Origin of the sequence: Roseateles sp. (assembly GCF_039595595.1) — a bacterium.
Lineage (GTDB): Bacteria > Pseudomonadota > Gammaproteobacteria > Burkholderiales > Burkholderiaceae_C > Roseateles.
Genome location: NZ_JBCNLG010000027.1, coordinates 29,252 through 54,639 on the forward strand (window position 1 = coordinate 29,252; position 25,388 = coordinate 54,639).

The 25,388-nt window shown below is 69.3% G+C and carries 25 protein-coding genes; 11 read left to right on the top strand and 14 right to left on the bottom strand.

What is annotated here, in order from left to right:
* Positions 1 to 8: 8 nt before the first annotated feature.
* The 7 genes from ABDW61_RS22310 to ABDW61_RS22340 are packed head-to-tail and all read right to left on the bottom strand — an operon-like array spanning position 9 to position 4,871.
* Complete coding sequence (locus ABDW61_RS22310) at positions 9 to 677, bottom strand: peptidoglycan-binding protein (RefSeq protein WP_343641872.1); 669 nt, start codon at positions 675 to 677, stop codon at positions 9 to 11.
* 3 nt (positions 678 to 680) lie between these two features.
* Positions 681 to 902: a DUF5908 family protein gene (locus ABDW61_RS22315; protein WP_343641874.1), complete on the bottom strand. Its 222-nt coding sequence runs from the start codon at positions 900 to 902 to the stop codon at positions 681 to 683.
* The gene (locus tag ABDW61_RS22320; protein WP_343641875.1) at positions 899 to 1,408 is read right to left on the bottom strand and encodes a phage tail protein; all 510 of its coding nucleotides are present in this window, start codon (positions 1,406 to 1,408) and stop codon (positions 899 to 901) included. The genes ABDW61_RS22315 and ABDW61_RS22320 overlap by 4 nt, the downstream gene beginning before the upstream one ends.
* Before the next feature lie 10 nt (positions 1,409 to 1,418).
* Positions 1,419 to 1,877, bottom strand: coding sequence for a phage tail protein (locus ABDW61_RS22325; protein ID WP_343641876.1), 459 nt, complete (start codon positions 1,875 to 1,877; stop codon positions 1,419 to 1,421).
* 55 nt (positions 1,878 to 1,932) lie between these two features.
* On the bottom strand, positions 1,933 to 3,564 hold the full coding sequence (locus tag ABDW61_RS22330; RefSeq protein WP_343641877.1) for a phage tail sheath C-terminal domain-containing protein: 1,632 nt from the start codon (positions 3,562 to 3,564) through the stop codon (positions 1,933 to 1,935).
* Positions 3,565 to 3,582: 18 nt separating this feature from the next.
* Complete coding sequence (locus ABDW61_RS22335; protein ID WP_343641879.1) at positions 3,583 to 4,302, bottom strand: hypothetical protein; 720 nt, start codon at positions 4,300 to 4,302, stop codon at positions 3,583 to 3,585.
* Entirely contained in the window at positions 4,299 to 4,871 is a 573-nt protein-coding gene (locus tag ABDW61_RS22340) for a DUF4255 domain-containing protein (protein ID WP_343641881.1), read from the bottom strand. Before ABDW61_RS22340 ends, ABDW61_RS22335 begins: the two co-directional genes overlap by 4 nt.
* 181 nt (positions 4,872 to 5,052) lie before the next feature.
* Here ABDW61_RS22340 and ABDW61_RS22345 point away from each other — a divergent pair, with 181 nt between their 5' ends.
* The 3 genes from ABDW61_RS22345 to ABDW61_RS22355 all read left to right on the top strand — a co-directional run bounded on the left by ABDW61_RS22345 (position 5,053) and on the right by ABDW61_RS22355 (position 7,885).
* Complete coding sequence (locus ABDW61_RS22345; protein WP_343641883.1) at positions 5,053 to 5,853, top strand: inositol monophosphatase; 801 nt, start codon at positions 5,053 to 5,055, stop codon at positions 5,851 to 5,853.
* A gap of 15 nt (positions 5,854 to 5,868) precedes the next feature.
* Positions 5,869 to 6,270, top strand: a complete 402-nt coding sequence (locus ABDW61_RS22350; protein ID WP_343641885.1) for a hypothetical protein — start codon at positions 5,869 to 5,871, stop codon at positions 6,268 to 6,270.
* Positions 6,271 to 6,466: 196 nt separating this feature from the next.
* Positions 6,467 to 7,885 (top strand): MFS transporter, encoded by a 1,419-nt coding sequence (locus ABDW61_RS22355; protein WP_343641887.1) that lies wholly within the window; start codon positions 6,467 to 6,469, stop codon positions 7,883 to 7,885.
* Between the two features lie 218 nt (positions 7,886 to 8,103).
* On the opposite strand, the gene ABDW61_RS22360 is transcribed toward ABDW61_RS22355, so the two are convergent.
* Positions 8,104 to 9,030, bottom strand: a complete 927-nt coding sequence (locus ABDW61_RS22360) for a hypothetical protein (RefSeq protein WP_343641889.1) — start codon at positions 9,028 to 9,030, stop codon at positions 8,104 to 8,106.
* The gene (locus ABDW61_RS22365) at positions 9,023 to 10,075 is read right to left on the bottom strand and encodes a glycosyltransferase (protein WP_343641891.1); all 1,053 of its coding nucleotides are present in this window, start codon (positions 10,073 to 10,075) and stop codon (positions 9,023 to 9,025) included. Before ABDW61_RS22365 ends, ABDW61_RS22360 begins: the two co-directional genes overlap by 8 nt.
* Positions 10,076 to 10,496: 421 nt before the next feature.
* Between ABDW61_RS22365 and ABDW61_RS22370 the strand changes: the two genes are divergently transcribed.
* From ABDW61_RS22370 to ABDW61_RS22385, 4 genes are all read left to right on the top strand, one after another.
* On the top strand, positions 10,497 to 11,720 hold the full coding sequence (locus ABDW61_RS22370; protein ID WP_343641892.1) for an efflux RND transporter periplasmic adaptor subunit: 1,224 nt from the start codon (positions 10,497 to 10,499) through the stop codon (positions 11,718 to 11,720).
* 20 nt (positions 11,721 to 11,740) lie between these two features.
* Positions 11,741 to 14,974, top strand: coding sequence for an efflux RND transporter permease subunit (locus tag ABDW61_RS22375; RefSeq protein WP_343641893.1), 3,234 nt, complete (start codon positions 11,741 to 11,743; stop codon positions 14,972 to 14,974).
* Between the two features lie 125 nt (positions 14,975 to 15,099).
* The gene (locus ABDW61_RS22380; RefSeq protein WP_343641926.1) at positions 15,100 to 15,477 is read left to right on the top strand and encodes a type II toxin-antitoxin system RelE/ParE family toxin; all 378 of its coding nucleotides are present in this window, start codon (positions 15,100 to 15,102) and stop codon (positions 15,475 to 15,477) included.
* On the top strand, positions 15,458 to 15,793 hold the full coding sequence (locus tag ABDW61_RS22385; protein ID WP_343641894.1) for a helix-turn-helix transcriptional regulator: 336 nt from the start codon (positions 15,458 to 15,460) through the stop codon (positions 15,791 to 15,793). The genes ABDW61_RS22380 and ABDW61_RS22385 overlap by 20 nt, the downstream gene beginning before the upstream one ends.
* 70 nt (positions 15,794 to 15,863) lie before the next feature.
* Here ABDW61_RS22385 and ABDW61_RS22390 read toward each other — a convergent pair whose 3' ends face one another.
* The 3 genes from ABDW61_RS22390 to ABDW61_RS22400 form a co-directional block, all read right to left on the bottom strand.
* Entirely contained in the window at positions 15,864 to 18,953 is a 3,090-nt protein-coding gene (locus tag ABDW61_RS22390; protein WP_343641895.1) for a two-component regulator propeller domain-containing protein, read from the bottom strand.
* Positions 18,954 to 19,075: 122 nt separating this feature from the next.
* Positions 19,076 to 20,488, bottom strand: a complete 1,413-nt coding sequence (locus tag ABDW61_RS22395) for an FAD-binding oxidoreductase (protein ID WP_343641896.1) — start codon at positions 20,486 to 20,488, stop codon at positions 19,076 to 19,078.
* The gene (locus ABDW61_RS22400) at positions 20,489 to 20,908 is read right to left on the bottom strand and encodes a DUF2069 domain-containing protein (RefSeq protein ID WP_343641897.1); all 420 of its coding nucleotides are present in this window, start codon (positions 20,906 to 20,908) and stop codon (positions 20,489 to 20,491) included. It abuts the gene before it with no gap.
* Between the two features lie 19 nt (positions 20,909 to 20,927).
* On the opposite strand from ABDW61_RS22400, the gene ABDW61_RS22405 reads away from it, so the two are divergent.
* The gene (locus ABDW61_RS22405; protein WP_343641899.1) at positions 20,928 to 22,199 is read left to right on the top strand and encodes a YihY family inner membrane protein; all 1,272 of its coding nucleotides are present in this window, start codon (positions 20,928 to 20,930) and stop codon (positions 22,197 to 22,199) included.
* On the opposite strand, the gene ABDW61_RS22410 is transcribed toward ABDW61_RS22405, so the two are convergent.
* A complete protein-coding gene (locus ABDW61_RS22410; RefSeq protein WP_343641901.1) occupies positions 22,183 to 22,506 on the bottom strand; it encodes a hypothetical protein in 324 nt (107 codons plus the stop codon). The genes ABDW61_RS22405 and ABDW61_RS22410 overlap by 17 nt on opposite strands.
* Positions 22,507 to 22,712: 206 nt before the next feature.
* Between ABDW61_RS22410 and ABDW61_RS22415 the strand changes: the two genes are divergently transcribed.
* Together ABDW61_RS22415 and ABDW61_RS22420 are read left to right on the top strand one after the other, a co-directional pair.
* Complete coding sequence (locus ABDW61_RS22415) at positions 22,713 to 22,946, top strand: Arc family DNA-binding protein (RefSeq protein ID WP_343641903.1); 234 nt, start codon at positions 22,713 to 22,715, stop codon at positions 22,944 to 22,946.
* Positions 22,943 to 23,371, top strand: a complete 429-nt coding sequence (locus tag ABDW61_RS22420) for a type II toxin-antitoxin system VapC family toxin (protein ID WP_343641905.1) — start codon at positions 22,943 to 22,945, stop codon at positions 23,369 to 23,371. Before ABDW61_RS22415 ends, ABDW61_RS22420 begins: the two co-directional genes overlap by 4 nt.
* 34 nt (positions 23,372 to 23,405) lie before the next feature.
* On the opposite strand, the gene ABDW61_RS22425 is transcribed toward ABDW61_RS22420, so the two are convergent.
* The gene (locus ABDW61_RS22425) at positions 23,406 to 23,984 is read right to left on the bottom strand and encodes an XRE family transcriptional regulator (RefSeq protein ID WP_343641928.1); all 579 of its coding nucleotides are present in this window, start codon (positions 23,982 to 23,984) and stop codon (positions 23,406 to 23,408) included.
* A 143-nt stretch (positions 23,985 to 24,127) separates the two neighbouring features.
* Here ABDW61_RS22425 and kbl point away from each other — a divergent pair, with 143 nt between their 5' ends.
* The gene (gene kbl / locus ABDW61_RS22430; RefSeq protein ID WP_343641907.1) at positions 24,128 to 25,354 is read left to right on the top strand and encodes a glycine C-acetyltransferase; all 1,227 of its coding nucleotides are present in this window, start codon (positions 24,128 to 24,130) and stop codon (positions 25,352 to 25,354) included.
* Positions 25,355 to 25,388 lie beyond the last annotated feature (34 nt).

Here is a 25,388-nt window from a genome sequence, read left to right on the forward strand (position 1 = left end):
CGGTCTCCTCAGGCCAGCGGCGGGAAGTGCAGCCGCTGGCCCGGCTGCAGGCGGCGGAAGCCGGACAGGCCGTTGAAGGCCGCGACCTCGGGGTAGTAGCGCGCGTCGCCATAGATGCGCAGGCACAGCAGCGGCAGCGTGTCGCCGTCGACGACCAGCACGCTGTGACTCAGGTCCGGCGACGAGGGGTTGGCCTCGAGGGCCGCGTCCTGCGGCGTCGCGAAGCCGGTCAGCGCCAGTTCGACCCGTGCGCGCAGCGGCGCGCCGCTGGACTTGAAGAGCGTGTAAGTGGTGTCGAAGCTGGTGAGCCGGCAATCGAAACTGAGCTTGCCCCAGGCCACGCGCAGGTGATTGGGCTCATGGTCGGCGCTGCTGTAGTCGTAGATGACCCGGCACATCGCGTCGATCTGCGCGGCGACGTCGTTGACCTGGCCAGGCCGCGACGGGATCACGCCGGTGCCGTCGAAGACGACGCTGAACGAGATCTGGTCCGGATTCATCGCCGAGAAGCGCGCCGGGTTGCTGGTCTGCCCCAGCGTCTTGCGGGTGTTGTAGCAAATGCTGCGCGAATGCGAGAACTCGGCCGGGTTGATCATCAGCCCGTAGGACTCGCCGGCGGGTTGGGGCGGGTCCTCGGTCACGTTCAGCGCGGTCAGGGTCAGGGCTTGCTTGGCCATGGTTCAGCGCTCGTCGAGCAGACGCAGCTGTTCGCGCAGCCACACCTGGCAGGCGGCGAGGATCTCCTCCTTCAGCGCCTCCTTGTCCTCGCAGGGATCGCCGGCCCCGCCGCCGCAGCCGCTGCTGGTCTTGCCGGCCGGCGGCGCATCGTCCGGGCCGTCGTCATCGTCCCCGTCGTCGCGCACCTGCGCGCGCAGCACCAGTTGGCGGACTTCGAGCGTCATGGCAGCACCAGGCATTCGCGGTAGGCCAGTTCGATCTCCTCGATCGCGGCCTCGTTGCGGGTCGATTCGAACGGGTCCATCGTCCAGCGCACCGGGTAGGCGCCCTGGCACACCCAGACCAGCCGCGGCGAGCGCTTCTCGTCCAGCAGCTGGACCTTGACGTCGGCCGGCTGCAGCGGGATTTCCAGGCCGCCCCACAGGCTCAGCCTCACCCACTCGACGAAGGCCGAGCCGCGCTGCACCAGGCCGCGCTTGAGCGTCAGCCGCCGCGCCTTCGCGCGCGAGGGCAGCTGATGCACGAAGGCGTTCTCGCCGCCCTCGGCCAGCTCCTCGGTCTCCAGCGCCAGCTCCAGGCCCGAGACCTCCTGGAAGGAGCAGATCAACGGCCCCGGGAACGGGCGGCCGTTGAAGAACTCGACCTGGAAGGCGAAGGCCGGCGGCGGATCGTCGCGCGGCGGCTTGTTCTCGCCGCTGACGATCTGCAGGAAGTCGATCGGGCCCGGCATGGCGGCTCCGTCAGGCGTTGGCGATGGTCAGGCCTTCGTGGACGATCTCGATCGTCTCGACGGCGACCTCGTTGCCCTCGGCCTTCAGGTCGGTGCCGGTGATCTTGGTCGGCCACGCATTGGTCAGCGTCCACACCATGGTGGGTTTGCCTTCCTCGTCGAGCAGGCTGATCGTCACCGGCAGCCGCTTGATCGTGTTCATCTTGATCTGGTTGAACCAGTCCCAGAACTTGTTGTCCGACTTGAACACGCCCTTCTTCATCGTGACGTTGCCGTACTTCTTGAGGCCCGGCATCTTGATGGGCGCGAACACCGGGCTGTCGCCATGCCGGTACTCGATGGGCTGGGCCTCGACGTCCAGCCCCGAGACCTCCTCGAAGGACAGCACGGCGGAGTCCCACTTCACCTGGAAGTAGAACTTGGGCAGGGGCCAGACATTGGTGGATTGCTTGGAACCGTCATCAGCCATTTCGGTTGCTCCGTGAGGGTCGATGGATGCGGGAATTCAGGTCCGTGCGCGGGGCTCAGGACTTGGGCATCTGCTGCTGGAAGGTGAGCTCGATGAACTCGGCTGGCCGCACCATGGCCACGAGCACGGTCACGCGCAAGATCCCTTCGAGGACGTCGTCGGGGGTCATGGTCTCGCCCAGGCCGACGTGGACGCTGAACGCGTCCTCCGGCACCGCGCCCATGAGACCGCCGCGCTTCCAGATGCCGGTGAGGAAGTTGCCGATCATGCTTTTGATCGTCACCCAGGTGTTGGCCGTGTTGGGCTCGAATACCAGCGCCTTGGCGGCGAGCTTGCAGGACTCCTCGAGCATGATCATCGTGCGGCGCACGTTGACGTAGCGCCAGTCCAGGCTGTTGCCGTCCAGGGTGCGCGCGCCCCACACCAGCACGCCCTCGCCGATGAAGCTGCGGATGGCGTTGATGGACTTGCCCTGCGCGGTGACGTTGAGATCCTCCTGCTGCTCCGCGGAGATGCTGACCGTGGGCGAGATGACGCCGGCCAGGCTGACGTTGGCGGGCGCCTTCCAGACGCCGCGGCTGTTGTCCACCATCGTGTAGACGCCGGCCATGGCGGGCCCGGGCGGCATGACGTTGAGGTGGCGGCGGGCCTGGGCCAGCACGGTGTTGAAGACGCCGCTGGCAGTGCTCAGCGTCTTGTTGAGCAGCGCCTTGCGCGCCAGCACGCCGGCCTTGATCTGGTCGGGCGTGGGGTCCTTGGCCTTGGGATCGGCCTTCTTCTGGTCGTCGAAGGCGGCCTTGACCTGGGCCTCGAAGTCGGCGTCGATGCCGGCGATGGCCTCGGCCATGGCCTTGTCGCGGGCCGGGGCGTCGGGCGGCAGCGGGTCCGCCAGGCGCAGTTCGGCGCGCATCAGCTGCTTGAGCTGGGCGACGCTGTCCTTGTGGATGTTCTCGAAGCTGAGGTCCTTCTCGCCCACGATCGAGGTGTTGAGCCAAGGGTAGTAGGCGACGGCGAAGTCCAGGTAGTTGATGCCCAGCTTGTCGCGGAAGGTGTCGACCGGCGCCGCGTTGTCGTTGAGCGGCTTGTCGCCGCCGTAGATGTCCAGGATCGCGATGCGGCTGCGCATCCTGCCGCCGCAATGCGCCAGCATGGCCTGCTGCACGTCCTTGCAGTCGTCGATCGTCTTCAGCCGCACGGCCTCGGGCACCAGCACCATGGTGGGCTCCTGCTCCTTGAGCAGCTCGTCGATGCCCTTGACCATCAGCTCCTTGTCCAGCTCGTCCTTGTAGCTGCCCACCGAGACGATGTAGCAGGGCCCGCCGCCGTTCTGATAGAAGTGACGCAGCGCCTGGTAGAGCGCGTACTGGCCGCCTTCGGCGCCATCGGCCTGGCGCATGACGAAGCCGGTGGCGTCCTGGTCGGGCGCGGGCGCGGCCTGGAACTCCGCCGGGTTGTCCTTGTCCGCGGCGACGATCTTGAACACCGGCTGGGGCGGTCCGCCGAAGAACTGGTGGTACTCGGCCATCGAGCTGATGCGCCAGGGCTTCATCGCCAGCGGCACGTTGCGGTTGTCGGCGTATTCGGTGTGGCCGATGAACGCCGGCACGGCGGTGGCGACTTCCACCACCGAGTTGGGGAAGGCGTTCTTCTCGACGATGTAGACACCAGGCGTTTTCATCACGGCCATGGCTGGCTCCTTCGGCTTTCAGCGGTTGAGGAAGATTTCGTGGACCGGCCGGCGGCGGCCGTTGCGGTGCTCGCAGATGAGGCCGGCGGGCGCGGCCAGCGGAACGGGGGTCAGCAGCCGGCGCGAGGCGCCGCCGGCTTCGCGCAGCTCCAGGCGCAGCGCGCCGCGCTCGCGCAGCGGCAGCCGGCGCGTGGAGCGGAACACGGCGGCGACGCGGCCGTCGTCCAGCGTCTCGGGCTCGTCGCGGCGGAACACGGCGCGGCCATCGCGCTCGACCAGCTCGATCGGGTGGCTGGGCCAGTCGCCCAGCAGCAGGTATTTCCAGGTGCTGAGCCGGCTGCGCAGGCGCAGCGTGGTGCGCAGCGGCAGCGCGGCGGCCCAGGCGTCCAGGCCGGGCAGATCGCCGATGCCGGCCGCCACGCGCCCCGGCGTGCGGCGGTCGGTGTACATCGCGTGCGCCGGATCGGCGGCCAGCAGCCGCCAGGCCAGCAGGTCCTGGCCGAGCGTGGCGGCGGCGCGCAGCTCCTGATGCAGCGCGGGCAGCTGCGGCTCGGCCGCCGCGAGCAACAGCGCGCCGTCGCGCTGGCGGGCGATCAGACCGTGCCGCCCCAGCCACGCGGCGCAGGCGGGCTCGGGCTCGAAACGCAGCCCGCGCGCCAGGCCGCCATCGAAGTACTCGTGCTCCACGCGCAGGCGCAGCAGCTCGACGAAGCGCAGCGGCGCGGTCATGGCGCTCATGACAGCGACCCCCGCACGTCGGTCTGGCCGATGAGGATGTCGCGCCCGCGCGCCCACTGGCCATCGACGCTGACCAGCCGCACCCGGTACATCACCGAGGGCAGGTAGCGGCCGCTGTGGATGGACCAGAGGCTGTGCATTTCGGCGCTGCTGAGGTTCTCGATGTTCAGCGTCAGGCGCTCCAGCGCGCTGTCCATGCCGGGGCAGTTCTGGTGGTCGAGCACCGGCCGCGCCTGGAAGAAGGCGATGGTGGCGGACAGGCACTTGAGCGCCTCGGCGTAATTGGTGCCGCTGAAGTTGGCGGCGCACATCACCAGCAGGTTCAGATAGACCGGCTCCGGCGTCAGCGTGCGCGGCTGCAAGCCGCCAGGCGGCAGCGCGCGATGGGCGATGACGTCGCGCTCGATGCCGGCCAGGAACAGCACCAGCTTGTTCTGCGCCAGCGGCACCGGGCCGCCGTTCTGCTCGAGCAGATTGCTCAGCACGACCAGGTCTTCATCGCCGCCGAAGCGGTGACGGAAGTGCTGGTTCAGCTGGTGGGCGACCTGCTTGAGCGCGGCGTCGATCATGCGTGAGCCTTGTGATGGCGGGAGACCGGGAGGTCCGTGGATGTGCTGCAAGCCTAGGGCGGGGGGCGCCGCGGGCCCATCGGCAAACGGCTGATTCGGCACGTCGCAAGTGCTGAGCCGGACCCTCCGGTTGTCGCGGGTGCCGCCGCAGGGGGCATGCCGCTGCGGGTAGCATGTCCGGATGAATCCGACCACGACCCCGCCTGCAAGCCCTGACCCTGTCGCCGCGCTGCTGCGGCATGCCGCCTCGACCTGGATCGCGCCGCGCTTCCGCAACCTGGCGGACGACGAGGTGATGCAGAAGGCGCCCGGCGAGTGGGTCACGACGGTGGACCGCGAGGTCGAAGCCTTCCTGACGCCCGAGCTGCGCGCGATCGCGCCGGGCTCGCGGGTGGTCGGCGAGGAGCAATGCGCCGAGACGCCGGAGCTGCTGGACCAGCTCGACGAGGGCGTGGTGTGGCTGGTCGATCCGCTGGATGGCACCTTCAACTTCATCTCGGGGCGGGAGCCGCTGTCGTCGATGGTGGCGCTGCTCGAGGACGGCGTGACCGTCGGCGCATGGATGCTGGATCCGATCTCGGGCGTGCTGCATCACGCGCGGCGCGGCCATGGCGCGTGGCGCGAGGGCGAGCGCATCCGCGCGGCGCAGGGGCCGGGGCTGAAGCGGGCGGTCGTCAAGACGCGATTCCTGCCGCAGGAGCATCAGGAGCGCGTGGCGAGCTGGCAGGGCGTCGAGTTGCTGCCCGGGCTCAATTGCGCGGGCGCGGAGTATCCGGCGCTGGCGGAGGGCGGCTTCGACGCGACGCTGTACTGGCGCAAGCTGGCCTGGGACCACGCGCCGGGGACGCTGTTCATCACCGAGGCGGGCGGCCACGCGGCGCGGCTGGACGGCACGCCGTACCGGGCCGGCGACCGGCAACCCGGACTGCTGGTCGCGCGCAGCCGCGAGGTCTGGGACGAGGCCGCCGCGGCCTGGCGCTGAAAGGGAACAGGGATCATGAGTGCGAACGATGCGAACGATGCGGACATGGACCGGCTGCTTCACGGCTCCTGCCACTGCGGCGCGGTGCGGCTGACGCTGCCGGCGATGCCCGACAAGGCCACGAGCTGCAACTGCTCGCTGTGCCACCGGCTCGGCGGCGTCTGGGGCTATTACGGCTGGGGCGAGGTCGGCATCGAGGATGCCGGCGGCGCGTTGACCGACTACGTCTGGGGCGACCGGTCGCTGCGCACGATGCGCTGCCGGCACTGCGGCTGCGTGACGCACTGGGAGCCGATCGAACCGAAGGCCGGTGAGCGGCACGGCGTCAACCTGAAGATGTTCCCGCGCGAGCTGCTTGAGCGCGTGCGCGTGCGGCGCTTCGACGGCGCGGACAACTGGACCTTCATCGACGAGTGAACGGGGGCGGAGGGCGCGGGCGGTCCGTCGAGCGGGGCGGCAATGCGAGGCGGCAATGCGAGGCGGCAATGCGAGGCGGCAATGCGAGGCGGCAATGCGAGGCGGCAATGCGAGGCGGTAAGGCGAGGCGGTAAGGCGGGGCGGTAAGGCGGGGCGGTAAGGCGGGGCGGAACGCTTCTTGCCGCTGTGGCCGTCGATGACGGCCTCTCTCGATATCGCTCGCAGGCTCGATCGCCTGCCGTGGTCGCGCTGGCACTGGCGCGTGGTGCTCGCACTGGGCGTGGCCTGGGTGCTCGACGGCCTGGAGGTCACGCTGGTGGGCTCGGTCGGCGCGGTGCTGGAGCGGCACGACACGCTCGGGCTCAGCGCCGTGCAGGTGGGCTGGTCGGGCTCGCTGTATCTGGCCGGGGCCATCGTCGGCGCGCTGGTGTTCGGACGGATGTCCGACCGGCTGGGCCGCAAGCGGCTGTTCCTGGCGACGCTCGCCGTGTATGCGCTGGCGACATTGGCCACGGCGTTCTCGACGGACTTCGCCTTCTTCGCGCTGTGCCGCTTCGTGACCGGGCTGGGCATCGGCGGCGAGTACGCGGCGATCAACTCCGCCATCGATGAACTGGTGCCCGCGCGGGTGCGCGGCCGCGTGAATCTCGCGATCAACGGCAGCTTCTGGATCGGCGCCGCGCTGGGAGCGGCGTCCAGCCTGGTGCTGCTGCATCCGGACGTGCTCGGGCCGGTGCGCGGCTGGCGCGTGGGATTCGCGATGGGGGCGATCCTGGCGGTGGCGATGGTGCTGGTGCGGCGTCACGTGCCGGAGAGCCCGCGATGGCTGCTGCGGCACGGCCGGGCCGAGGAGGCGCAGCGGATCGTCGCGGACATCGAGGCGGAGGTCGCCGCGCAGCACGGACCGTTGCCGCCGGTCGAGGCCTCGAGCGCGCGCGAGCATCGCCGCGCCGTGCCGACGATGCGTGAGGTGCTGCACGTGCTGCTGCGCCGCTACCGCGTGCGCAGCGGCGTGGCGCTGTCGCTGATGCTGGCGCAGGCCTTCTTCTACAACGCGATCTTCTTCAGCTATGCGCTGGTGCTGACGCGCTTCTATGGCGTGCCGGACCATCGCGTGGCGCTGTACATCTTCCCGTTCGCGCTGGGGAACGTGCTGGGGCCGCTGCTGCTGGGGCCGCTGTTCGACCGCGTCGGCCGGCGCCGCATGATCGCGCTCACCTATGGGTTGGCGGGGGTCGGCCTCGCGGCGACGGGCGCGGCCTTCGTCGCGGACGTGCTCGACGCGCGCTCACAGGCGCTGTGCTGGTCGGCGGTGTTCTTTTTCGCGTCGGCGGCGGCGAGCTCCGCCTATCTGACGGTCAGCGAAGTGTTTCCGCTGGAGATGCGGGCGATGGCGATCGCGATCTTCTACGCGGTGGGGACGGGGGCGGGCGGTTTCGCGGCGCCGCTGCTGTTTGGCTGGCTCGTGGAGAGCGCCCAGCGCGGCAACGTCGCGATCGGCTACGGCATCGGCGCGGCGTTGGTGATCGTGGCGGGACTGCTCGCGCTGCGGTTCGGCGTCGATGCGGAATGCAAGCCGCTGGAAGAGATCGCCCCGTCGATGGATCAGCGCTGACTGCTCTGAACCCCCTCGCCCCCGGAAGGAAGGGGGAGAGCAACCGCAGCGCTGGCGCAAGAGCCTTTGCGCAAGAACTCCCTCGCCCCCCGCGAGGGGGGAGAGGGCAGGGGAGAGGGGGTGCTTCGAAGGGCAGCAGCGCTGTGGCACGAGCCCCCTCTCCCCCGCCCTCTCCCCCTGTTGGGGGCGAGGGAGTTGATGCGGCGCTCGTCGTGGTGTCAGGCCTTGCCCAGCCAGCGCCGCACGCGGCGCTTCCAGTCCAGCCACTGGCGGTGGCGCGAGCGCTCGATCCGCTTGACGTCGATCAGCGTGAAGTCGCCGCAGGCGGACATCGTGTGCAGCCCGCTGGCAAACCCGTCGTGGGCCAGGTCGCCGGTGAAGGTCTCGGGCAGTGCCCGGACCTCGACCGTGTCCGGCGTCAGACGGTCGAAGCGCACCCAGCGCGCCGCGCCGCCGTAGCTGGTGCGGCTGTCCTGCACCGGCAGCGTCACATGGCCTTGCGCGTCGATGAAGGGCGTTCCTGCGGGACGCGCGCCGTCATTCGCCGAGCGGACCGGATTGGCCGCATGCGGCGTCCACGGTCCTTGCAGCGAATCCGCGAACGCCACATGCAACTCGCGCTGGTCTTGCTTGTCCGGACCGATGAGCGCGTAGAACATCCACCAGCGGCCGTCGTGCTTCAACAGCGAGGCGTCGACCGCGCGCACCGGCAGCAGCGCGCGGACGCGCTCCCATCGCGTCGAGCGCGCGTGGCCGTCCACCGCGCGATAAAGCGCGACTTCCTCCGCCTGGCTCGATTCGGGCACCATCCAGACCTGCCCCTCGTCCTCGAAGACGAAAGGGTAGGAGAGATGAAAGGGTTGCCGCAGCACCGGCTCCGGCGCGCCCCAGCGGCCATCCCGCAGATCCAGCGTCAGGCGCTGCAGGTCGGCGCGCTTGGTCCGGTAGTCGAAGTGCTCGACGAAGACATGCAGCTGATCGCCCTCACGCATCGCGAAAGGATCGGCGTAGTAGCACCAGTCGCCAGCGGGCGGCATCCAGACGATGCGCTCGCGCAGTTCGCGCAGGCGCTGCGGGGTGAGGCGGTCCAGGCGCTCAGGGACGATGCCGACGGTCCAGAAGTCCGATTTCGGCCGCTTAACCACGCGCGTCTTCCACGCTCAGTCCGGCCAGATCGTGCATCTCGACGCCCTGGCGCGCGAGCACGTCGTGGTACAGCCCCAGCGTGGCCCGCACCGCGCCGGCGCGGTCATAGCGGTCCATGTCGTATTCCACCGGGCGGCGGTTGTCGCGCACGCGCGCCTCCAGCGCCATGGCGATCGCCCGGCCCATCGCGGCCGCGTCGTCGACCGGCACGATGGCCGAGCGGGCGGGATCCAGCATCTCGCGCGCGCCCAGCGTGGCCGTCGCCACGATCGGCAGACGCGCGCGCATCGCTTCCAGGATGGCCAGCGGGAACTGCTCCTCGCGCGACGAGGACACGTACAGGTCCATCTCGCCGAGCAGCTCGTCCACGTTCCAGCGGAATCCCAGCAGGTGAATGCGGGGATCGTCCTTGCGCAGCGCTTCGAGTTCGGCGCGCTGCGGGCCCTCGCCGATCAGCACCAGATGCGCCTGGGCCGGCGCGTGGCGCTGGAAGGCCTCGATCAGCGTGTGCATGCCCTTGGCCGCGTGCAGCCGGCCGACACAGCCGATGACCAGCGCCGACGCGGGAATGCCCAGTTCCGCGCGCAGCGTGCGCGCGGTGGCCTTGGCGGCGCAGCAGGCGGAACTGCGCTCCGGGGCCCAGTTGTAGATGACGCGATGCATGCCGTCGAAATCCTTCAGGTGACCGACCTGGGCCGAATTGACGCACACCAGCGCGTCCATCCGCGCATGGTGGTGCGCCTTGTAGCCGACATGCAGCGTGCCCACGCGCGCGCGGCCGGTCGCCGCGGCCGCCGCCTTGCAGGCCGGGCCCAGGTGGCCGTGGACGATCTCGGCGCCGAGCTTGGCGGTGAGGCGCCTGACCCGCAGGCCGCGCAGCAGCGGCAGCCGCAGGCCGTGATAGCGCACGCGGTCGTCGAGCGCGTGCTCGATCGCCGAGCCCGCCGGGCCGATCACGTGGACCGTGTGACCCAGCGCGGCCTGGGCGTTGGCCAGGTCGATGCAATGGTGCTCGCCGCCGGCGATGCGGGAGGAGAACACCACATGAGCTATTGAAAGTGCGCGCATGACGTCAAAACGGCAAAAAGAGAAGGCCAAAGGCTAAAAAACGTCCGGAGTCTATTTCTTAACATTCAGCAATGTTGGGCGGATTTTCCCCGTAGTCGAGGGGGCAGCTACCGAGAAATGCCATCTCGCGTGCGCAATTGCCTGGCTCGCGTTCACACGAGGCGAACAAGGGGCGAGGCGTCAGTCGCGCGAAGGCGGACCGCGGGTGTCGGTGGTAACCCTGAGCGCCGGCGGGCGCGTGGACGGCTGGCGCGACGAAGCGCAGATTCACGAGGATGAAACGCAGCCGTGACCATCTGCATGCAAGGGCGTTGAAGTTAAGCTAGCGCGCCTTTTTGCGCCCTGCGCACGAAGAACATCTCTTTACGTCACCGCCACGTTCCCCGGAGCCCGCTTCATGTTGCGTTTGTCGCTGCTTGCCCTTGTCGTCGTCTCGCTGCTGGCCGGCTGCGGGAAACCGTCTCCCGACAAGCAGGCATCGCCCGCCGCGCAGGCGGCCAGCGCGCCCAGCCTGCTGGTGGCCGCCGAAGACGTGCAGACGCTGGGGGTGAGCGAATACGCCAGCGGCCCGGTCATCACCGGCTCCATCCAGCCGGAACGCCGCGCCGACCTGCGCGCCGAACTGCAGGCCATCGTGCTGCAGGTCTACAAGGAGAACGGCGAGCGCGTGAAGCGCGGCGACCTGCTCGTGCGGCTGGACGACACCGCCATCCGCGACACCGTGCAGTCCGCCGACGAATCCGCGCGGGCTGCCGCGCAGAGCTTCGAGCAGGCCGAGCGCCAGTACCAGCGCCTGAAGACGCTGCAGGCGCAGGGCATGAGCTCCATCCAGGCGATGGAGGACGCCGAGATCCGCCGCAACAACGCGCAGAGCGATCTGGTCGCCGCGCGGGCCCGTGTGGCCACGGCGCGCCAGCAACAGCAGCGCACCGAGGTGCGCGCGCCGTTCGACGGCGTCGTCAGCGACCGCAAGGTGTCGCCGGGCGATTCGGCGCAGCTCGGCAAGGAATTGATCAAGGTGATGGACCCGGCTTCGATGCGCTTCGAGGGGCTGGTCTCCGCCGACCGCATGTCCGAGATCAAGCTCGGTCAGACGGTCTACTTCCGCGTCAACGGCTATCCGCAGGTGGATTTCGAGGGCAAGGTGCGCCGCATCGCCCAGGCCGCCAACGCGAGCACGCGCCAGGTCGAGGTGCTGGTGGACTTCGCCGGCGCGCAGCAGCCCGGCGTGGCCGGCCTGTATGCCGAGGGCCGCGTGCAGACGAGCAGTGTCTCGGCGCTGATGGTGGCCGACGGCGCGCTGGTGCGCGAGGGCGACAAGGCCTATGTCTGGCGCATCGACGGCGGCAAGGTGGCGAAGTCCCCGGTCAACCTGGGCGCGCGCGACGACCGTCAAGGCCTGTATGTGGTCACTGGCGGCGTGAAGCAGGGCGACCGCATCCTGCGCAATCCGACCAGCACGCTGATCAACGGCCAGCGGGTCGAGCTGAGCAAGGCGGCCGTGGCCGCCGGCGGGGCCGGCACGACAGTGGCCAGCGGCGCGCCGTCGGGCGGCAAGACCGCCGTGCCGGTGGCCGCGCCCGTGCCGGCGCCGCTGGCCTCGGCCGCCTCGGCCCAGTGATGCGCGAAGGAGCCTGAGCCATGTTCCTGTCCAATTTCTCGGTCAAGAAGCCGATCGCGATGATCGTGATCATCATCGGCTTGATGGCCCTGGGCCTGCTGGCCTTGTCCAAGCTGCGTGTCAACGAACGGCCCGACGTGGACCTGCCGCTGCTGGTGGTCAGCATCAGCTATCCCGGCGCGTCGCCGGAGACTTCCGAGCGCGAGATCGTCAACCGCATCGAGAAGTCGCTGCAGAGCATCTCCGGCGTGAACGAGGTGCGCTCGACGTCGAGCGAGGGCTCGGCGCAGCTGCTGCTGTTCTTCAACTTCGACAAGAACATGATCGAGGCGGCCGACGAGGTCCGCAACGCGATCGCCGCGGTGCGGCACAAGCTGCCCACCGAGATGCGCGAGCCGGTGCTGCAGCGCGTGGACCCGTCGGCGCAGCCGATCATGCAGCTGGCGCTGTCGTCCAGCAGCCAGTCGCATGCCGAGATCTCGCGCATGGCGGAGGACCAGTTCGCCGACCGCTTCCGCGCCATTCCCGGCGCGGCGACGGTGACGGTCAACGGCTCGCTCAAGCGCGAGCTGTCGGTGCTGCTGAACGCGCAGAAGCTGCGTGAATTCAATGTCTCGGTCACCGAGGTCGTCAACGCGCTGCGGATGCAGAACACGACGGCGCCGGTGGGCAAGGTGCGCGGCCAGCTCGAGGACCAGAGCATCCGGCTGCTGGGCCGCATCGAGTCGCCGGCCGATTTCAACCAGATCGTGGTCAAGCGCGCGGGCAACGAGCTGATCCGGCTGGGGCAGGTGGCGACGGTGCAGGACGGCTTCGCGGAGCAGACCGGCCTGTCGGTGCGCAACGGCCATCCGAACGTCGGGATCATGGTCACGCGCTCGCGCGACGCGTCGACGGTGAGCGTGGCCAAGGAAGTGCGCCATCTGGTCGACGAGATCAACGCGACGCTGCCCAAGGGCACCAAGCTCGAAGTGGTGCAGGACGGCGGGCGTGATGCGCAGGACAGCCTCAACAACGTGATCCACGCGCTGGTGTTCGGGGCGGGGCTGACCATCTTCGTGGTCTACGTGTTCCTGAACTCGTGGCGCTCGACCATGATCACGGCGCTGTCGCTGCCGACCTCGGTGATCGCGGCCTTCATCGCGGTGTGGCTGTGCGGCTTCACGCTGAACTTCATGAGCCTGCTGGGGCTGTCGCTGGCGATCGGGGTGCTGATTGACGACGCGATCGTGGTGCGCGAGAACATCGTGCGCCACATGGAGCGCGGTGCCGATCGACGCACCGCGGCGCTCAAGGGCACGGCCGAGATCGGCCTGGCCGTGGCGGCGACCACCTTCTCCATCGTGGCCGTGTTCATCCCGGTGGCCTTCATGCCGGGCGTGTCGGGCGAATGGTTCCGGCCCTTCGGCCTGACGGTGGTGGCCTCGGTGCTGGTGTCGCTGTTCATCTCGTTCACGCTGGACCCGATGCTGTCGGCCTTCTGGGGCGACCCGCCGGGACATCACGCGGCGCCGAAGACGAATTTCGTCTCGAGGCGGCTGCATGCGTTCAACGAGTGGTTCGACCATCAGGCCGATCGCTACGGCCACGTGATCGCCTGGGCGCTGCATCACCGCAAGTGGATGGCCGCGTTCGCGATCCTGAGCTTCGTCGGCGCGATCGCGCTGCAGTCGACCTTCGGCGGCACGAGCTTCCTGCCGGCGTCGGACTCGGGGACCATCGCCATCGAGGTGCGCACGCCGGCCTCGGCCAGCCTGGAGTACGCGCGGCTGAAGATGGGCGCGGCGTCGGCGCTGGCGCGCGAGATCCCCGAGGTGGTGGCCACCAATGAGAGCGTCAACGCCAGCGGCGGCCGCGTCTACGTGGACCTGGGCAAGAGCACGCAGCGCAAGCGCAGCGCGGGCGAGATCGCGGCGGACCTGCGCGCGCGGGTGGCGCGGCTGGTCGGGGCGGAGTACGTGGTGCTCGACGACCTGAACAACGGCGCGCAGAAGCCGGTGCAGATCCGCTTCTCGGGTGCGGACTCGCGCAAGCTGATGGAGATCACGACCGACTACATGGAGAAGCTGCGCCGCGTGCCGGGCGCGGTGGACGTGGGGCTGTCGGAGCAGGATCCGCAGAATGAGCTGCAGATCGAGCTGAACCGCGGCCTGGCGAATACGCTGGGCATCTCGGTGGGCGATGCGGCGAGCGCGCTGCGGGTGGCCTTCGCCGGCGTGGAGGTCGGTGACTGGATCGACCCGAGCGGCGAGACGCGCGATGTGGCGGTGCGGCTCGCGCCGGAGGATCGCGTCGACGCGAGCAACATCGAGCGCCTGCCGATCGCGGTCAGCGGCGCCGGGATGATGGTGCCGCTGGAGCAGATCGCGACGGTGACGATGGGCAAGGGGCCGGCGAAGATCCAGCACGCGGACGGCAAGCGGATGATCGCGGTGTCGGCCAATGCGCATGGGCGCTCGCCGGGCGAGGTCACGGGCGATGCGCTGAAGCTGGCCAAGTCGATCAACTTCCCGCCGGGCTACGGGATTGAACTGGCGGGTGCGGCCAAGGATCAGCAGGAAGTGTTCAGCGCGATGTTCGTGGCGCTGATCTCGGGCATCGGCCTGATGTATCTGATCCTGGTGATGCAGTTCGGCAGCTTCACGGCGCCGCTGGGGGTGATGCTGTCGTTGCCGCTGTCGCTGATCGGGGTGGTGGTGGCGCTGCTGCTGACCAAGGGGACGCTGAACCTGATGAGCTTCATCGGGATCATCATGCTGGCAGGTCTGGTGGCGAAGAACGCGATCCTGCTGCTGGACGCGGCGCGCCAGGAGGAGGCGGCCGGCGTGCCGCGCGAGGAGGCGCTGATGCATGCGGGGCGCAAGCGCTTCCGGCCGATCCTGATGACGACCTTCGCGCTGATCGCGGGCATGCTGCCGGTGGCGGTGGGGGTGGGCGAGGGCGGTGAGTTCTACCGGCCGATGGCGGTGGCCATCATTGGCGGGACGATCACGTCGACCTTCCTGACGCTGCTGATGGTGCCGAGCTTCTACGACAGCATCGAGATCAAGCGCGACAGCTTCATGGATAAGTTCCATCGGCGCGAGGCGCGCTGGTCGACGGCGGGCGCGGTGGTGATGGGGCTGGTGGAGGTGGTGCTGTTCCTGACGCTGATCCGCTTCGTCTTCCGCTCGGTCATGAGCGGCTGGCGACTGGTCACCGGCCGCGGCCGGCGCGGCGGCAAGGTGGCGGCGCAGGGGACGGGAGACGATTGAGCGCTGCAGCGGCAATCGCATGCGTGATCCGGACAAGGGGCGCCTCGTGCGCCCCTTGTCGTGTCTGAATCGCGCTCCAGGCAGCTGTCTTGATTTATATCTGTTGTGGTATAAATTCCAGGATGGTGGGCAAGAGCGAAAAGGCGCTGGCTTTCGTGGGCAGCAGCAAGAGGGACTTGATGGCCCTACCGCTCGATGTGCGCAAGTTCTTTGGACACGCGCTCGATTTCGCCCAGCGAGGCGAGCAGCACGATGCCGCGAAAGTGCTCAAGGGATTCGGAGGCGCAGGCGTTCTGGAGATCATTGAAGACGATGTCGGAGGCACCTATCGGGCGGTCTACACCGTTCGATTCGCGGAGGCCGTCTTCGTCCTTCATTGCTTCCAGAAGAAAAGCAAGAGCGGCATTGCCACCCCGAGGGAGGACATGGACCTCGTTCGCGATCGACTGAAGATCGCCGAAGCGTATGTGAAGGAGATGCGACATGGCAGCAAGAAGGCGTGAACCGCTGGAAGTGGAGATGGGCTCCGGCAACGTCTTCGCCGACCTGGAGCTCCCGGATGCGGACAAGCTCAAGATCAAGTCCGGGTTGGTGCTCGAAATCACGCGTGCGATGCGTCGGCTCGGGCTCACGCAGATGGAGGCCGCCAAGCGAATGGGCATTCCACAGCCAAAGGTGTCGGGGATGCTTCGGGGAGATTTCACCAATCTCTCTGAGCGCAAGCTGATGGACTGCTTGAATCGACTGGGCTACGACATCGAGATCAAGGTCACGCCGACACGACAACCCGTTGGGCATCTCGTACTTGCGTTCGCCTGACCCCTCCAGTGCTCGGATGGAAAGGGGCGCCTCGATCGGGCGCCCCGTTTCGTTGGCCAGGCGGTCTCGCTCAGCCGCGCCGCAAGCGGCCCCACCAGGAGGTTCCGCCCGCGCCGGCTGACTCGGAGTCCGGCTCGTTGTAGGCGCGCTCCGCGGGGACGCAGAGCTCGACCTCGGTGCCCTGACCCTCGCGCGACGCGAGCCGGTAGGCGATGCCCGCCAGCTCGGCCCGCTCACGCATGCCGGACAGGCCCCAGTGGCCCGGCCGGCCGCCTCGGGCTTGAACAGCTGCTGGCACGCCGATGCCGTCGTCGCGCACGAACAGCGAGAAGCCCTCCGCCGCGTACTTCAGCGTGACCTCGATGCGCGCGGCCTGCGCGTGCTGGAACGCGTTGAAGAGGGCCTCGCGCGCGATCAGGCACAACGAGGCCGACAACGCCGTCGCCAGCGGCCGCGGCGCGCCTTCGACGTGCAGCGCGAAAGCCGCGCCGTGCGTGTGCGACAGCTCCTGCCCCAGCGTCTCCAGCGTCTGCTCCAGACGGTTGAGATCAGGCGGCGGCAAACGCAGGTCGGTGACCCGGTCGCGGCCTTCGATCAGCAGCGCGTCGGCGTCGGCCAGCACCCGCTCCATCGCCGCGCGCTCCGTGCCGGGCAAGCGCCGGGCGATGGCTTCGAAACGCAGGATCAAGCCGTACACGCCTTGCAGCAGCGTGTCGTGCAGGTCGCGTGCGATGCGCTCCCGCTCCTGGACGCGAGCCGCGAGACGGTCCTGTTCGTGCGCGCGGCGCTGACGCGCGCGCAGAGCCGCGACGCCGGCCAATGCAGCCAGCCCGGCGACGACGGCCGCCGCGCGGAACCAGGCGTTCTGCGTCAGCGTCGGCGCGATCTCGAATCGCATCGCCGCGGCCTCGGCGCTCCACGGGCCACCGTCCTGCGAGGCCTCGACCCGGAACTCGTAGGAGCCAGGGCCCAGGTTGGTGTAGAACGCGCGGCGCCGCGCGCCGGCTTCCTGCCAGTCGCGGTCCTGGCCGACCAGCCGATAGCGGAAGCGCGTGCGCTCCGGCTGCGCCAGGCTGATCGCGGTGTAGGCGATCTCCAAGTCACGCGTTCCAGCAGCCAGCCGCAGCGGGCTGTCAGGCGACGCCGGCGTTCCGGCCGGCTCGCCATGGACGAACAACTGCTGCACCTCGACCCGTGGCGGCGCCGGCTCCCCCTTGGGCAGCCGCGCCGGATCGATGCGCACCAGGCCGTTGCTGAGCGTGAACCACAGCAGACCGTCCGGCGTCCGGGCCGCCGTGCGCAGCGGCCACGACTGCTCGGCGCGGCCGGTGAGTCCGTCGCTCAGATCGAAGCGGCGGCCCATCGGCCGGCGTCCGCCTTCCGGCGCCTCGGCGAGCGCGCGCCGCACCTCGTCCGCGCCGAGCCGCGTGATCCCGTTCGCGCCATTGAGCCAGAGCTCGCCCTCCGGCGTCTCGACGATGCCGGTCACGCCCTCGAGCGCATCCGCCTGCGCCAGCCGCAGCAGCGGCATGCCGGGCTCCGAAACCAGTTGGACGCCGCGCTCGCCGCCGATCCACAGATGCGTGCCCTGGCGCGTGATGACCTTGATCGCGCCGACGCGGAGTCCGTCGGACGGCGTGAGCCGGGTGGTCTTGTCGCCGTCATGCCGCAGCAGCGAGCCGTCCCCATAGCCGATCCAGACGCGCCCATGGCCGTCCGCGCCGATGGCGTCGGGCCCGTTGAACGGATAGCCATCGCGTCCGGACAGGCGCGTGAGCTGGCCATCGGCATAGCGCATCAGCCCGAAGCGATGCGCGTTGAACCAGATCGCGCCGCTGGCGTCCTCGGTGATCTCGAAGACGGCGGCGCGCCACGACAGCCCGTCCGGCGTCGGCAACTGGACGAAGCGGTCGCCCTCCTGGCGCCACAGGCCGGTGCGCCCGCCCACCCAGAGCCGTCCGTGGCGATCGCGGAACACGGCGGTGAAGGTCTCCATGCCCGGATCGGTGGGCACCTTCTCGGGCGTCGTGCGGCCCGCATCGATGCGCTGCAGCGTGCTGCCGGAGGCGATCCACAGATGGCCGTCGCCGTCCGCCGTCATCGCGATGCTGGCGCTGCGGTCGGGCAGGTCGATGCGATCGACCGCGGCGCCGCGGAAGCGGTCCAGACCCGCATTCGTGCCGACCCAGATCGCCCCGTCGCGGTCCTGGAAGACGCGCATCACCAGCTCGCCGGACAGGCCCTTGTCGGTCCCGAGGAACTGATGCGTCGCCGCCGCGCGGCTGGGCGGCACCGTCAGGTCCAGGCGATTGAGTCCGTCCTTCGCGCCGTACCAGAGCTGACCGGCCCGATCGACGGTTGGCATGAAGAAGCTCTTGGGCACCGCATACGGCGACCCGGCGGCGGAGGCGGCGGTGGACACGGCACGCTCGCCGGGCAGCGGCAGGCGCTGCAGTCCGCGGACCTCGGGCGACATGTCGTTGCCCCAGGCGCGGCCGTCGGTGCCGATGAAGAGCTGGGTGAAGCCCAGCGCGGGCGCCTGCGTCGCCATGAAGCGCGCACTGCCGGCGGGCTTCATGAAGACGGTGCGGTCGGTGACGGCCCAGACGTTGTCCTGGCCGTCGACGGCGACTTTGAGCGTCGGCGGCACATGGCCCTGGCCGTCGTCGTAGCCCGCGTCGGTCCCGATGGCGATCCAGGCGTCGCCTTGGCGCTTGAGCAGCGCGCGGCCAGTGGCCGTCCACAGCGTGCCGTCGCGCTGCGTGGCGAAGTTGCGCGTCGAGGTCGCGAAGTGGCCGCCGGCAGGATCGAGGTGCAGGACCTTGCCCTGCCGCACGAGCGCGGCCCCGCCCTCGAGCAGGCCCACCCACAAGCCGTTGTCCGGCATCGCCAGCAGCGACATCACCTGCCGGCTGGGCAGTTGCTCGCCGGCCAGCGTCTCGAAGCGCTCGAAGCGCACGCCATCGAAGCGGTACAGCCCCGAGCCGGTGCCGAGCCAGAGGTAGCCATCGGTGGTCTGCGCGATCGCCATGACCGGGCCCGGCATGCCGTCCTTGAGCGACCAGCTCGTGTGCTGCAGGTGCGCGAGGGGCTGCTCGGACGGTGTCGAGGACTGCGCGAGGGCCGTCAGCGGCGAAAGCGCCGGGATGAGCGCCGGCATGAGCGCCGGGATCAGCGCGAGGAGGAGCGCCGGGAGCCGTGCGGGGAGGAGCGTCGAAGGACCGCGCAGAGGGTGGGGCGGAAGCGGGGCGCGCGTGTTGGGCGTCAGGAAACTCATCAAACTCAAATGACTCGGCCGGGATTCATCAGTCCGCGCGGATCGAGCGCCTGCTTGATCTGGCGCATCAGCTGCAGCGCCACCGGGTTCTTGCGCTGCGCGAGCTCCTCGCGCTTGAGCTGGCCGATGCCGTGCTCCGCCGAGATCGAGCCGCCATGCGCCGTGACCTCGTCGTAGACGATGGCGTTGACCGCGGCCTCGTGCTCGCGCAGGAAGTCCGCCGCGGCGACGCCTTCCGGCGCCTGGACGTTGTAGTGCAGGTTGCCGTCGCCCAGGTGGCCGAAGTCCACCAGCCGCGCGCCCGGAAAGCGCTCTGCCAGCAGTGCGTCACAGCGCTCGACGAAGTTCGGGATCCGCGACACCGGCAGTGCGATGTCGTGCTTGATGTTCAGGCCTTCCTCGCTCTGGGCCAGCGGGATCGATTCGCGCAGGTGCCACATCGCGTGACTCTGCGACAGGGTCTCGGCCACCGCGGCGTCGTCGATCGCGCCGCGCTCCAGCGCCTCCTCGAGCAGCGACTCGAACTGCGTGCGGGCGTGCTCCTCGCCTTCGCTGTCGGAGAGCTCGAGCAGCACCGTCCAGGGCCGCGGGCCGAGCGGCTGCGCGAGCTGCGGGAAATGCTTGCGCACCAGCGCCAGCGACAGCGCGTTCATCACTTCGAAACCGGTCAGCGCCGCGCCGCAGCGCGCCTGCGCCAGGCCGAGCAGCGTGACGGCGTCGCGCAGCGTGTCGCAGGCCGCCAGCGCCGTCATGCGCGCGCGCGGCAAGGGGTGCAGCTTCAGCGTGGCCGCGGTGATGACGCCGAGCGTGCCCTCGGAGCCGATGAACAGGTCGCGCAGGTCGTAGCCGGTGTTGTCCTTGCGCAGGCCGGAGAGGCCATCCCAGATCGCGCCGTCCGCGGTCACGACCTCCAGGCCGAGGCACAGCTCGCGCGCATTCCCGTAGCGCAGCACCTGCGTGCCGCCCGCGTTCGTGGCGAGGTTGCCGCCAATCGTGCAGCTGCCTTCGGCCGCGAGGCTCAAGGGGAACAGCAGGTCCGCCTCGCGCGCCGCCTGCTGCACGCTCTGCAGCACGCAGCCGGCCTCGACGGTCATCGTGAGGTTGGACGGGTCGATCTGCCGCACGCGGTTCAGCCGCTGCAGGCTGAGCAGCAACTGCGTGCCCGAGCCGTCCGGCACGCCGCCGCCGACCAGGCCGGTGTTGCCGCCTTGCGGCACCAGCGCGGCGCGATGCTCACGGGCGAGCGCCACGACGGCCGCGACCTGGGCTGTGTCGGCCGGCCGGACCACCGCGAGCGCGCGGCCCGCGTAGCGCTTGCGCCAATCGCGTTCGTAGCCGGACAGGTCGTGGTCGCCCGGCAGCAGCACGTGAGCTGCGCCCAGCTGCGCGCGCAGCGCGTCGATCAGCGCGGTGTTCATTCAAGCGTCCTTCGCGGGCTCGGCGTGGCGGGCTTCGGCCAGTCTCAGCCGGATCTGCGCGGCGCAGGCGATGAAGATCGTCACCGACAGCGCCACCTCGACCCACGCCAGCGCCATGCCGGCGCCGCGCTCGGAGGTGCCGCGCACCAGCCCTTCGGTGACGTAGAGCCAGATCATCAGGCTGACCCAGCGGTAGGTGTACATGCGGTAGCGCCACAGGCCCGGAAGCGGCAGCAGCAGCGGCAGCGCCTTGATCGCGAGCGTGCCGCGGCCGGTCGGCGCCAGCCACAGCTCCCAGGCCAGGCAGACCAGCGCCAGCGCCAGGGTCGCGAAGCAGGCGAGCTGGCGGCTGCCGCGTTCGCGAACGGTCGGCTCGGTGCGCGAAGTCGGCATCGCGGGGACGGCGTCGAGGGTTGACATGGCTGGCATCATAGCCAGCATGATGAGTCGAGTTGAGGGCCGGACGCAGCGCTGGCGGGAGGGGTTGAGGGAGCTCGGGCGCGAGCTGCTGACGTGGCCGTACGCCCGCACGCTGCGCCTGTTCGTGCAGCGCTTCCGGGAGGAACGCCTGGGCCTGACGGCCGGCAGCCTGACCTTCACGACGCTGATCTCGCTGGTGCCGCTGCTGACGGTGGCGCTGGCGCTGTTCACCGCCTTCCCGATGTTCTCGAGCTTCCAGTCGGCGCTGGAGAAGTACTTCCTGAAGTCGCTGATCCCGGACAACATCGCGCGCCCGGTGCTGATGTCGCTGACGCAGTTCGCGGCCAAGGCGAACCGGCTGGGCACGGTCGGCCTGATCGTGCTGGCCGTGACGGCGCTGTCGCTGATGCTGACCATCGACCGCACGCTCAACCAGATCTGGCGCGTGCAGCGGCCGCGGCCGATCGCGCAGCGGGTGCTCGTGTACTGGGCCGCGATGACGCTGGGTCCGCTGCTGCTGGGCGGCAGCCTGACCGTCACCAGCATCCTGATCACCGCCGGCCGCGATCTGGTCGACAACATGCCGCGCGGGCTGGTCGTGCTGCTGAACTCCGTGGACCTGCTGGTGCTGTGGGGCGCGATCGCGGCGCTGTTCCACTACGTGCCCAACACGGACGTGCGCTGGCGCCACGCGCTGACCGGCGCGGCTTTTGTCGCGGTGGTCTTCCATCTGGCCAAGCAGGCGCTGGCCTGGTACGTGAAACAGGTGCCGACCTATTCGACGCTCTACGGCGCGTTCGCGGCGGTGCCCATCTTCCTGATCTGGATCTACGTCGGCTGGTCGATCGTGCTGCTCGGCGCGATCCTGGCCGCCAACGCGCCGGCGTTGGCGGGTGGCGTTTCGGTGCGGCGCAACAAGCCGGGCATGCCGATGGCGCTGGCGCTGGATGTGATCGGCGAACTCGACAAGGCCCGCACCGGCGGGGAGTCGGGGTTGTCGATGCTCGCGCTGTCGCAGCGGGCCTGCGTCGATCCGCTGCAGCTCGAGCCGGTGATCCAGCAGCTCCAGAAGCTGGATTGGGTCGGACGGCTGGAGGAAGCCGGCGCGCAGCGCCTGGTGCTGCTCTGCGATCCGTCGTCGACCATCGCCGAGCCCTTGATCCGCGCGCTGCTGGCCGAGCGCCAGCCGGGATTGTCGGCGCTGTGGGAGAAGGCCGGCTGGCAGCAGACGACGCTGGGCGCGCTGATCGATCGCGCGGCGCCGGCCGCGGGCGCTATCTCAGGAAAGTGACGGCCGCCGCGCCGCCGATCACGGCCAGCAGCGCGACCACCGAATAGAGCGCGCGCCGGTAGGGCGGTTTGGGCCGCGTCGCGCCGGTCGGCTTCGTGCCGTACTTCGGCGGCGCGCCCAGGGGCAGGGCGGCCTTGTCGATCAGCGGCGTCGAGCGGTGTTCACGCGCGCGCTGCTCGGCGGCGCGCAGGCGCGCGGTGCCCTCGAGCAACTGGAGCTGCTTCGCCTGGGTCTCGCTGTCGATCGTGGCCGGCTGGGTCGGGGTGGGAATGTGGGGATGCTTCTCTGAAAACGAGCGTTGCTGCATGGGTGTACTGCCTGTAATGCCTGGAACGCTCCCTCGCCTCCGCGAATCGGGCGATTGTCGACACGAGGCCGCGAGGGTCAAGGGCAACGGGAGTAACAGGTGGTTCAGGCAATGCGGACTGACGCCTTCGACCGGCATGTCGGCTTGAATTCGCCTGACCGCAGCGGCGATAGACTGGAAGGCATTTCCTTGGTGGAGCGATATCAATGGCGGCAGTCACCGTTCGGAACCTCTCGGACCTCACGCACGAGGCGCTGAAGCGCCGCGCTGCTCGGCATGGGCGCAGCACGGAAGCAGAGATCCGCCAGATCCTCGAAGATGCGATCCGCCCGGCGGAAGGCATGGGGACGGCGCTCGCCAGGATCGGTCAGCGCTTGGGTGGCAGTGGTCTGAAGCTGCCTCGCCGCACGACGAAGGTCTCGCCAGCGGAATTCGAATGATCCTGCTGGACACCAACGTGCTGTCGGAGCCGCTCAAGCCGCGGCCCAGCGCAGCCGTTCTGGGTTGGTTGAACGCGCAAGACCCCATGGACCTGCATGTTTCGACAGTCACAGTCGCCGAGGTTTTCGCCGGTGTCGAGGTCATGCAGAAGGGAAGCCGACGTACCGGGCTGCATCGCCTCATTGAGCGTGATCTGTTGCCGCTGTTCGAAGGGCGGGTTCTGTCGTTCGATGAAGATGCGGCGCGAGAGTTCGCGAAGATTTTTGCGCTCAGCAAGACGAAGGGGCGTCCGGTCAAGTTCGATGACGGTGCCATCGCCGCGATCGCCAAGGCCCACCGGATGAAAGTGGCGACCCGGAACGTCAAACACTTCGAGCCGACTGGGGTTGCGTTCGTGAATCCCTGGGAATGGACGCCTCGATAAGGCGGCAACCCTTCGCTCCGGAGCAGGTTTCGGTTCAGGCGTGCAACACCACCAGCAGCGCGGTCGCGGCCTTCTTCGACAGATTGCGGATCGCATGCGCGCCGTCGACCGCATAGCGGGCCGTCTCGCCCGGCTTGACCATCTGGCGGCTCCCGCCAGCCGTCACTTCGAGCTCCCCGCTGAGGACGCTCAAGTGTTCCTTCGAGCCCGGCTCGTGTGCCTCCGACTCCAGTGCGCCGCCTGGCTGCACAGTCAGTTCGTACCACTCGAAATTGCCCGCGAGATCGATCGGACCGAGGATGCGCAGCCGGCACAGCCCATCGGGGCTGGACAACCCGGGCGTCGCATGCGCCGCGACGACCTCGATCGGCGGCGCGGCCGGCCGCTCGCCGCCGAGCAGCTCCGACAACTCCACCCGCAGTGCATTGGCAAGCCGCCACACCACCGCCACCGTGGGATTGGCCTGATTCCGTTCGATCTGCGAGAGCATCGACTTGGACACGCCCGCCCGCCGCGACAGCTCGTCCAGCGACAGGCCCTGCGCTTGCCGCAGCGACTGCAGCGTCGCGCCGACGCGCGGAGGTTCTAGCTTTTCGGAAGGATTGGCGGACATCGGCGGCAGGGGAGGGGGCGTGGATGAGGCCATCCAGCTTCGGGAAGCCCGCCTTGACCGGCTCGGATACTTCCTTGATACTGCACGGCTGTTCGATATAGCGAACGCGTTCGATTTAACGGATTGTGCCGCAGGAGCACCGCATGACCAACACCGCCACCCCGACGACGCCGTCCACCGACGACTTCTACCGTCACCTGCGCAGCGAGCTGCAGGGCATCCGCGACGCCGGCCTGTTCAAGAGCGAACGCATCATCACCAGCCCGCAGGGCGCGATCGTGCGCACCCGGGATGGCCGCGAGGTCATCAACCTGTGCGCCAACAACTACCTGGGCCTGTCGGCCCATCCGCAGGTGCTCGAAGCGGCCCATGAGGCGCTGCGCACGCATGGCTATGGCCTGTCCTCGGTGCGCTTCATCTGCGGCACGCAGGACATCCACAAGGAACTGGAACAGCGCCTGGCGGGCTTCCTCGGCACCGAGGACACCATCCTCTACGCGGCCGCGTTCGACGCCAACGGCGGGCTGTTCGAGCCGCTGCTGGGCGAGCAGGACGCCATCATCAGCGACGAGCTGAACCACGCGTCCATCATCGACGGCATCCGCCTGTGCAAGGCCAAGCGCTACCGCTACAAGCACAACGACATGGCCGACCTGGAGGCGCAGCTCGTCGCCGCCCGCGCGGCCGGCGCGCGCCACGTGATGGTGTTCACCGACGGCGTGTTCTCGATGGACGGCACGATCGCGCAGCTGGACAAGATCCGCGAGATCACCGACCGCCACGGCGCGCTGCTGGGCATCGACGAATGCCACGCCAGCGGCTTCATGGGCAAGACCGGGCGCGGCACGCACGAGTACCGCGGCGTGTTCGGCAAGGTCGACATCATCACCGGCACGCTGGGCAAGGCGCTGGGCGGCGCCTCCGGCGGCTTCACGACCGGCCGCAAGGAAGTGATCGAGCTGCTGCGCCAGCGCTCGCGTCCCTATCTGTTCTCCAACACGGTGGCGCCCAGCATCGTCGGCGCGTCCATCGCCGTGCTGGACCTGCTCGAAGGCAGCACCGCGCTGCGCGACAAGCTCGAGGCCAACACCGGCTACTTCCGCGAGGCCATCCAGCAGGCCGGTTTCCAGATCAAGCCGGGCACGCATCCGATCGTGCCGGTGATGCTGTTCGATGCCGTCAAGGCGCAGCAACTGAGCGCGCGCCTGCTGGAGCTGGGCGTGTACGCGGTCGGCTTCTTCTATCCGGTGGTGCCGAAGGAGCAGGCGCGGGTGCGGGTGCAGATCTCGGCGGTGCATGAGCGCGAGCATCTGGAGCGGGCGGTGGCCGCGTTCGCGCAGGCGGGCCGCGAGCTGGGGCTGGTGAAGTAACGCGCCGGGAAGCATTGAGAAGCACTGAGAAGAA